This is a genomic window from Cloacibacillus sp. An23, from assembly GCF_002159945.1.
GTDB lineage: Bacteria > Synergistota > Synergistia > Synergistales > Synergistaceae > Caccocola.
This window is the reverse complement of the sequence record NZ_NFJQ01000015.1, coordinates 40,859-48,554: the sequence shown is the minus strand read 5'-3', so window position 1 is coordinate 48,554 and position 7,696 is coordinate 40,859. Positions and strand designations below refer to the sequence as shown.

Annotated in this window: 17 protein-coding genes and 1 pseudogene; all 18 read left to right on the top strand. The window is 53.9% G+C overall.

The features are described from left to right. Positions 1-159 (top strand): annotated as a pseudogene (gene tuf / locus B5F39_RS13495) (elongation factor Tu); the annotation flags it as partial. A 21-nt stretch (positions 160-180) separates the two neighbouring features. After that, on the top strand, positions 181-486 hold the full coding sequence (rpsJ, locus tag B5F39_RS13490; protein ID WP_087368587.1) for a 30S ribosomal protein S10: 306 nt from the start codon (positions 181-183) through the stop codon (positions 484-486). A 33-nt stretch (positions 487-519) separates the two neighbouring features. Then, complete coding sequence (gene rplC, locus B5F39_RS13485) at positions 520-1,146, top strand: 50S ribosomal protein L3 (RefSeq protein WP_087368585.1); 627 nt, start codon at positions 520-522, stop codon at positions 1,144-1,146. Positions 1,147-1,163: 17 nt separating this feature from the next. Then, positions 1,164-1,787, top strand: coding sequence for a 50S ribosomal protein L4 (gene rplD, locus B5F39_RS13480; RefSeq protein WP_087368583.1), 624 nt, complete (start codon positions 1,164-1,166; stop codon positions 1,785-1,787). Further along, positions 1,787-2,083, top strand: a complete 297-nt coding sequence (gene rplW, locus B5F39_RS13475) for a 50S ribosomal protein L23 (protein ID WP_087368581.1) — start codon at positions 1,787-1,789, stop codon at positions 2,081-2,083. The genes rplD and rplW overlap by 1 nt, the downstream gene beginning before the upstream one ends. Positions 2,084-2,103: 20 nt before the next feature. Next, the gene (rplB, locus tag B5F39_RS13470; RefSeq protein WP_087368579.1) at positions 2,104-2,928 is read left to right on the top strand and encodes a 50S ribosomal protein L2; all 825 of its coding nucleotides are present in this window, start codon (positions 2,104-2,106) and stop codon (positions 2,926-2,928) included. A gap of 28 nt (positions 2,929-2,956) precedes the next feature. After that, a complete protein-coding gene (gene rpsS, locus B5F39_RS13465; RefSeq protein ID WP_087368577.1) occupies positions 2,957-3,241 on the top strand; it encodes a 30S ribosomal protein S19 in 285 nt (94 codons plus the stop codon). A 12-nt stretch (positions 3,242-3,253) separates the two neighbouring features. Further along, a complete protein-coding gene (rplV, locus tag B5F39_RS13460) occupies positions 3,254-3,586 on the top strand; it encodes a 50S ribosomal protein L22 (protein WP_087368575.1) in 333 nt (110 codons plus the stop codon). Positions 3,587-3,600: 14 nt separating this feature from the next. Then, the gene (rpsC, locus tag B5F39_RS13455) at positions 3,601-4,275 is read left to right on the top strand and encodes a 30S ribosomal protein S3 (RefSeq protein ID WP_087368573.1); all 675 of its coding nucleotides are present in this window, start codon (positions 3,601-3,603) and stop codon (positions 4,273-4,275) included. 6 nt (positions 4,276-4,281) lie between these two features. Next, positions 4,282-4,701, top strand: coding sequence for a 50S ribosomal protein L16 (rplP, locus tag B5F39_RS13450; protein ID WP_087368571.1), 420 nt, complete (start codon positions 4,282-4,284; stop codon positions 4,699-4,701). A 2-nt stretch (positions 4,702-4,703) separates the two neighbouring features. After that, entirely contained in the window at positions 4,704-4,919 is a 216-nt protein-coding gene (rpmC, locus tag B5F39_RS13445; RefSeq protein ID WP_087368569.1) for a 50S ribosomal protein L29, read from the top strand. A 6-nt stretch (positions 4,920-4,925) separates the two neighbouring features. Further along, entirely contained in the window at positions 4,926-5,219 is a 294-nt protein-coding gene (gene rpsQ, locus B5F39_RS13440) for a 30S ribosomal protein S17 (RefSeq protein ID WP_087368567.1), read from the top strand. A gap of 2 nt (positions 5,220-5,221) precedes the next feature. Further along, positions 5,222-5,590 carry a 50S ribosomal protein L14 gene (gene rplN, locus B5F39_RS13435; protein ID WP_087368565.1) on the top strand — a complete coding sequence of 123 codons (369 nt, stop codon included), beginning with the start codon at positions 5,222-5,224 and terminating at the stop codon, positions 5,588-5,590. A 13-nt stretch (positions 5,591-5,603) separates the two neighbouring features. Beyond that, positions 5,604-5,930 carry a 50S ribosomal protein L24 gene (gene rplX, locus B5F39_RS13430; protein ID WP_087368563.1) on the top strand — a complete coding sequence of 109 codons (327 nt, stop codon included), beginning with the start codon at positions 5,604-5,606 and terminating at the stop codon, positions 5,928-5,930. 15 nt (positions 5,931-5,945) lie between these two features. Next, the gene (rplE, locus tag B5F39_RS13425) at positions 5,946-6,488 is read left to right on the top strand and encodes a 50S ribosomal protein L5 (protein WP_087368561.1); all 543 of its coding nucleotides are present in this window, start codon (positions 5,946-5,948) and stop codon (positions 6,486-6,488) included. Positions 6,489-6,501: 13 nt separating this feature from the next. After that, positions 6,502-6,687, top strand: coding sequence for a type Z 30S ribosomal protein S14 (locus B5F39_RS13420; protein ID WP_087368559.1), 186 nt, complete (start codon positions 6,502-6,504; stop codon positions 6,685-6,687). Positions 6,688-6,718: 31 nt separating this feature from the next. Continuing rightward, on the top strand, positions 6,719-7,123 hold the full coding sequence (gene rpsH / locus B5F39_RS13415; RefSeq protein ID WP_087368557.1) for a 30S ribosomal protein S8: 405 nt from the start codon (positions 6,719-6,721) through the stop codon (positions 7,121-7,123). A 15-nt stretch (positions 7,124-7,138) separates the two neighbouring features. Then, a complete protein-coding gene (gene rplF / locus B5F39_RS13410) occupies positions 7,139-7,681 on the top strand; it encodes a 50S ribosomal protein L6 (RefSeq protein ID WP_087368555.1) in 543 nt (180 codons plus the stop codon). Positions 7,682-7,696 lie beyond the last annotated feature (15 nt).

Genomic DNA, 7,696 nt, shown 5'->3' with positions numbered 1-7,696 from the left:
ACGCTTGCGGAAGGCGTTGAAATGGTAATGCCTGGCGACAACAGCACCTTCGAAGTCAAACTCATCGCTCCTATAGCGATGCAGGAAGGACTTCGCTTCGCGGTCCGCGAAGGCGGACGCACGGTCGGCGCCGGCGTCGTCACCGAGATCATCGACTAGCAGCCCCAGGAGGGGAAAACTTTGGCGAAGAAGATTCGTATAAAACTCAAAGCATTTGACCATCGCGTACTTGATGCCTCCGCAAGCCAGATAGCGGACACAGCGCAGCGCACAGGCGCGAAGGTTTCCGGTCCCGTGCCTCTTCCCACGGCGGTAGAGCGCTTCTGCGTTCTCACCTCGCCGCATGTCGACAAGGACGCGCGCGACCAGTATGAGATCAGGACGCACAAGCGCCTGATAGATATAGTGGACCCGACACAGAAGACGATGGAGGCTCTTATGGAGCTCAACCTGCCTTCTGGAGTGGATATACAGATTAAGCTTTAACCCAGCCTTAGTCTGAAAAGGAGTGAAACGTTAATGAGTATGGGGATTCTGGGCCGCAAGGTAGGGATGACCCAGGTCTTCGACGAAAACGGCAAAGCGGTACCTGTTACTGTAATAGAGGCAGGTCCCTGCACGATCGTTGAAATCCGGACACCTGAAAAGAACAGCTACAGCGCAGTGCAGCTCGGTCTCGGAGACGTCAAGCCTGTAAAGGTTACGAAGCCCATGAAAGGCTACTTCGAGAAGCAGAATGTTGCGCCCAGGCGCTGGCTGAGGGAGTTCCGCGTGGACGACACGTCGGGCTACCAGGTGGGACAGGAGATCACCGTTTCTCTGTTCCAAAATGGCGAGGTTGTTGATGTCATCGGCGTCAGCAAAGGTAAGGGGACAGCTGGCGTTATGAAGCGCCACGGCTTCGGCGGTACGCCGGCGAGCCACGGACATTCCGTAACGCACCGTCACCCCGGTTCTATCGGATGCAGCAGCTTCCCCGGGCGCGTAATGAAAGGCCGCAGAATGGCCGGACGCATGGGGAACGAGCGCGTAACGACCAAGAATCTTAAGGTTTTCTCGATCGACGAGGAGAACAACCTTATCCTGATCGCCGGCCCTGTTCCCGGCGCTCGCGACGGCCTCGTTATGATTCGCAAGACTGCTTAGGTAGGAGGCTGAGGACGATGCCTGTAGTAAAAGAAGTTAATTTTAAGGGCGAGGTTATCGGGGAAGTAACTCTTTCTGATGCCGTCTTCGGCGCCCCGATCCACGTGCCTGCAATGCACCAGGTCGTAGTCGCCCACCTGGCGAACTGCCGCCTTGGCACGCACAACACGAAAGACCGCGGCGACGTCCGCGGCGGCGGTAAAAAGCCATGGCGCCAGAAGCATACTGGGCGCGCCCGCTCGGGAAGCTCCCGCTCTCCGCTGTGGGTGGGAGGCGGCGTTGCGCACGGTCCGCACCCGCGCGATTATCACCAGAAGGTCAATAAAAAGGTCCGCCGCATAGCCATACGCAGCGCTCTGACGCTCAAGGCGCAGGCTGAGAACATGATCGTAGTCGACAAGTTCGATATGGACGTGCCGAAGACTAAAAGCATGATGGCCTTCCTCTCAGCGGTACAGAACGGCAAGAAACCGCTTTTCGTCCTGCATGAGACGAACATGGCCGTAGTCAAATCTGCGGCGAATATCCCGGGCGCGTATGTGCAGCACGTAGACAGCGTAAACGTCTATGACCTGCTGAATCACGATCAGCTGATCGCCACTCCCGAAGCAATTAAAAAGCTCGAGGAGGTATTTGGTTAATGAATGCCGTTTCTTATGATATAATAGTTCGGCCCGTCATAACGGAGAAGACCAGCCGTCAGATGGAGCTCGGACAGTACACGTTTGAAGTACTTCCGAAAGCGAATAAGATTGAAATTCGCAAAGCAGTGGAGGAAGTATTTAAAGTGAAGGTTGTAAAGGTCAATACGATCCAGGTCCGTTCAAAACCGAAGCGGATGGGTGCTTTCTTGGGTCGTTCCCGTTCCTGGAAGAAAGCCGTCGTTACACTCGCTAAGGGCGAGAAGATAGCTTTCTTTGAGGGCGCAAACGCCTAAGGAGAAGGGGGAAATATTTCATGGGTATAAAAAAATATCGTCCCACTACGCCTAGCCGCCGTCAAATGGCGACTCCTGATTTTGCTGAGATCACGAAGTCAAAGCCGGAGCGCAGCCTAGTCGTCTCCCTTTCGCAGTCTGCCGGACGCAACAACAATGGGCGCGTAACTATGCGCCATCGCGGCGGGCGTGGAAGAATCAAATACCGTATCATCGACTTCAAGCGCGATAAGTACGGTGTACCAGGCAAGGTTGCTGCTATAGAGTACGATCCCAACCGCTCTGCGCGGATCGCTCTTATTTCCTATAAGGACGGAGAAAAGAGATACATCCTCGCTCCGATCGGACTTAACGTCGGCGACGTCATTGTCGCAGGTGAGGGCTCCGACATTCGCCCGGGAAACGCCCTTAAGCTGAAGGACATCCCCGTAGGTACGGTGATTCACAACGTAGAACTGGAACCTGGACGCGGCGGCGTACTTGTACGCTCAGCCGGCTCGTCCGCCCAGCTCATGGCGAAAGAAGGCAAATACGCCTTCGTGCGTATGCCCTCCGGTGAACTGAGACTCGTTCTTCTCGAGTGCATGGCCACGGTTGGCCAGGTAGGCAACGAGGAGCACGAGAACGTCGTTTTCGGCAAAGCGGGCAGAACCCGTTGGCTTGGCATTCGCCCCCATATCCGCGGTATGATTCAGAACCCTGTCGACCATCCGATGGGCGGAGGAGAAGGAAAGAGCAAATCTCATAAGCATCCTGTCTCTCCGTGGGGTACTCCGGCGAAGGGTTACCGTACTCGCAAACGGAAACCGTCGGACAAGTTTATAGTCCGCCGCCGTAAGAAGTAGCCCGTAATTGGTAGGAGGGAATTTTTAGATGGCTCGTTCACTTAAGAAAGGTCCGTACGTCGACGCTAAGCTGCTTCGCAGGGTCGAGGATATGAACGAATCCGGCAAGAAAACGGTGATTAAAAGCTGGGCCCGCGCCTGCGCGATCACCCCTGAAATGGTCGGGCATACGATAGCCGTGCATAACGGCCGCATCCACGTCCCTGTATACATCAGCGACAACATGATTGGACATAAGCTCGGTGAATTTGCACCGACCCGCAAGTTCGGCGGGCATGCCGGGCAGGAACGTACTACGAAAGTGAAGAAGTAGGAGGGCTGCGTTATGGAAGTAAAAGCGTCTGCAAAGCAGCTTCGTGTTTCTGCTAACAAGGCTCGCAGAGTGCTCGCGTTAATCCGCGGCAAAAACGCCTCGGAGGCGCTCATGATTCTTAAATACACACCCAACAAGCCGGCACGCTATGCTGAGAAGGTTCTGAAGAGCGCGGTCGCCAATGCGGAACACAACCACGGTCTTGATATGGACAAGCTTGTGGTAAAGTCCGCCACCGCCGATCAGGGAGCATATATGAAGCGCTTCCGTCCGGTCTCAATGGGACGCGCTCATGCGTTTAGACATCACACGTGCCACATTACAGTGGTCGTGTGCGAGAAGTAAGGAGGGGTGAAGCAGTGGGTCAGAAGGTTCACCCGGTAGGATATAGACTCGGCGTCATCTACGATTGGGAGTCCCGTTGGTATGCTGACGGCAAGAAGTACGCTAAGTTTCTTCATAAAGACCTTGAGCTCAGAGATTGGATAAAGAAGCGCTGGGCTCAGGCCGGCATCAGCCGTGTAGAGATTGAGCGTATAGGCGACGTTATGCGTTTCACAGTTTGGACCGCCCGGCCTGGTGTTGTAATTGGCAAGCAAGGCGCTGAAATACAGGCAGTTCGTGAAGAACTTCAGGCTATGACCGGTAACCGGGTAATGATAAATATTCAGGAGATGAAAAATCCTGATGTGGAAGCTCAGGTGGTAGCCGAGGGCGTCGCTTCTTCGCTGGAACGCAGAATCAGCTTCCGCCGCGCGATGAAGCAGTCGATATTCCGCGCCATGAAGTCAGGAGCTAAGGGCATCAAGATTCAGTGCGGCGGGCGTCTCGGCGGAGCTGAAATTGCTCGTACGGAATGGTATCTTGAAGGACAGCTTCCTCTTTCCACGCTCCGTGCCGATATAGACTACGGCTTCGCTGAAGCTCACACGATCTACGGAGTCATCGGGATCAAGGTATGGATATATAAAGGCGAAGTCATGGAGCGCAAGCCCGTTCTTGACGCGGAGCCGGCAGCCAAGGATAGGGGGTAACATTCGATGCTTTCTCCGAAACGAGTAAAATATCGTAAGCCTCACCTTACCGCTCTTCGCGGATACAGCAAAGGCGCTACGAAGGTCGACTTTGGTGAGTACGGTCTGCAGGCATGTGAAAACGGCTGGATCACCGCGCGTCAGATAGAAGCAGTCCGCGTCGCCATCAGCCGTAAAATGAAAAAAGGCGGAAAAATCTGGATCAGAATATTCCCGGACCGTCCTGTTACCGAGAAGCCTCTTGAAACTCGTATGGGTAAAGGTAAAGGTAACGTGGAATACTGGACTGCAGCGGTAAAACGCGGACGCGTAATGTTTGAGATAGCCGGTGTGCCTCGCGATATAGCCGAGCAGGCATTCCGTACAGCGTCATTCAAGCTGCCCATCAAGGTCAAAATGTTAACCCGAGAGGGAGCAGGTGAATAATTATGGATCCCAAGGAACTCAGAGATCTCAGTATTGCTGAGCTCAAAGATAAACACAAGCAGTACAAGGAAGAATTGTTCAACCTCCGCTTCCAGAACGCTATCGGCCAGCTGAACAATTCAGGACGCATAAAAGAAGTTAAGAAGACTATCGCCCGTATACTTACGGTCATTACCGAAAAAGAGATGGGCATAGATCATTCTGGAGCAAGGAGGTAACCGGAGATGGAAGAACGCGCCGCACATCGTAAGATCCGCACCGGTACTGTGGTTAGCGACAAGATGGAAAAGACCATAGTCGTTCGCGTTGACCGTATGGCAAAGCACTCTCTCTACGGTAAGCCTGTTCTTAGTTCCAAGAAATTTATGGCGCACGACGAGACTAACGAATGCCGCGTTGGCGACACGGTAATGATAGGTGAAACCAGACCTCTCAGCGCGAGAAAGCGCTGGGAAGTCATTGAGATAGTCGAGAGAGCGCCTATACTCGGCAATGCCGCTGAAGAGGGGGCTGAGTAGTAATGATTCAGCTTCGTACAGTACTTAATGTAGCCGACAACTCTGGCGCGCGCAAGCTGCTCTGCGTCCAGGTCAAGGGCGGCAGCTTCCGCAAGGTCGGGACAGTCGGAGACGTTATTGTCGGAGCCGTTCGCGAGGCTGCTCCAAACGGCAATATCAAAAAGGGCGACGTCGTTAAGGCCGTCATCGTCAGAACTAAGAAGGAGATCCGCCGCAAGGATGGTTCGTATGTTCGTTTTGACGATAACGCGGCTGTCGTCATCGACAACAACGGCGACCCCAAGGGAACGCGTATTTTTGGACCTGTCGCAAGGGAACTGAGAGAAAAGAAATATATGCGCATAGTCTCTCTGGCTCCCGAAGTAGTTTAGGGGGAAACCGCTCATGTCTAAGATGAGAATAAAAAAGGGAGATCGCGTCCGGGTGATTTCCGGAAAGGACGCCGGTAAGGAAGGTAAGATTCTCAGCCGCAATATCCAGAAGGATACCGTCATTGTTGAGAACATCAACTTCGTGACGAAGAGCGTGCGTCCGACTCAGAAAGACCCCCGCGGCGGACTTGTGAAGAAGGAAGCTCCGCTTGCCGCCTCTAAGGTTATGCTCGTATGCCCCAAGTGCGGCAAGGCCACCCGCGTGGGCCGCGCTTTTCTTGACGACGGCAGAAAAGTCCGCGTCTGCAAGAAGTGCAGCGAGATAATAGATAAGGCTTAGTAAGGAGGGGACATCATGACACCGCGTCTTTTGACAAAATATACGGAAGAAGTTCGTCCTCACCTCAACGAGCAGTTCCAGTACAAGAACGTAATGGAGATCCCGCGCCTCGCGAAGGTGGTTATCAATATCGGCGTCAACGAAGCCAAGCTTGACCAGAAGTATATGGACGCTTCAATAAATGAGCTCACCATTATTTCAGGGCAGAAACCTGTGCTTAAGCGCGCCAAGAAGTCTATTGCAGGATTCAAGGTCCGCGAGGGGATGCCCGTCGCATGCGCCGTTACGCTGAGAAGCGCCAGAATGTGGGAGTTTGTAGACAGGCTCTTCAGCATCGCTCTACCGCGCATTAAAGACTTCCAGGGAATTTCCAAGAAAGGCTTCGACGGCAGGGGCAATTTCAACCTCGGCCTTAAGGAGCAGCTCCTTTTCCCTGAAATAGACTACGATAAGGTCATCCGCCAGCGCGGCATGAACATTACCTTCGTTACGACGGCCAGGACGGATGAGGAAGCTATGGCTCTCTTGAAAGAGCTCGGCATGCCTTTCGCCCGCTAGGAAGGAGAAGGAAATGGCTCGTAAATGTATGGAGAACAAGGCTGCTCAGGAGCCGAAGTTCAAGGTTAGAAAATATAACCGTTGCCCTATCTGTGGGCGTCCCCACGGATATATGCGCAAGTTTGATATGTGCCGCTGCTGTTTCCGCAGGCTCGCGCGCGAGGGTAAAATCCCCGGCGTGGTAAAGGCCAGCTGGTAACAATAGGGCATAGAAGGGAGGATCCTTTAATATGCATATTACCGATCCTGTCGCGGATATGCTCACTCGCATCAGAAATGCGAATGTTGTTTACCATGAAATGGTAGATATGCCTCTTTCAAAGATGCGTCTTGAAATGGCTCGCATATTAAAAGAAGAAGGATATATCCGCAATTACAAGACGATCACCGACGCGAAGCAGCCTATGCCCATCCTCCGCCTCACGATGAACTACGGCCCGCAGAAGGAAAGGGTCATTCAGGGGCTGCGCAGGATAAGCAAGCCCGGCCGCCGTATATATGTCGGCAAGGACGAGCTGCCGAAGGTCATGGGCGGTCTCGGCATAGCAATGATATCGACCTCGGCCGGACTTATGACGGACGCTTCCGCCCGCAAGCTCGGTCTTGGCGGCGAAGTAGTCTGCTACGTTTGGTAGTCGGAGGCAAGCGAAATGTCGAGAATAGGACGTAAAGCTATAACGCTTCCAAAGGGAGTGGACGTAACAGTAAATGGACAGCATGTAACCGTCAAGGGCGCTAAGGGCACTCTTGAGATGGATGTCATGCACCACATAGCCGTCACCGTTGCAGACGGCGCCGTTTCCGTCACCCGTGAAAACGACAATAAGGCGGTTCGTGCCGCCCACGGAATGACGAGGGCGCTAATCAACAACATGGTGGTCGGCGTCACGGAGGGCTTCCAGAAGGTTCTTGAGATCGTCGGCGTAGGCTACAGAGCTCAGATGCAGGGCAAGAACCTCGTTCTTAGCCTCGGCTTCTCGCATCCGGTGGAAGTCGTTCCCCCCGCGGGAATAGAATTCGCCTGCGAGAGCCCGATTAAAATCATCGTTCGCGGCATAGACAAACAGCTTGTCGGCCAGGTAGCGTCGAATGTTCGCGGCTACCGCCCGCCCGAGCCCTATAAAGGCAAGGGTATCAGGTATGCCGGCGAGTACGTGATCCGCAAAGCCGGTAAGGCCGGCGCCAAAAAATAAGGCGAGGTGAAGGAC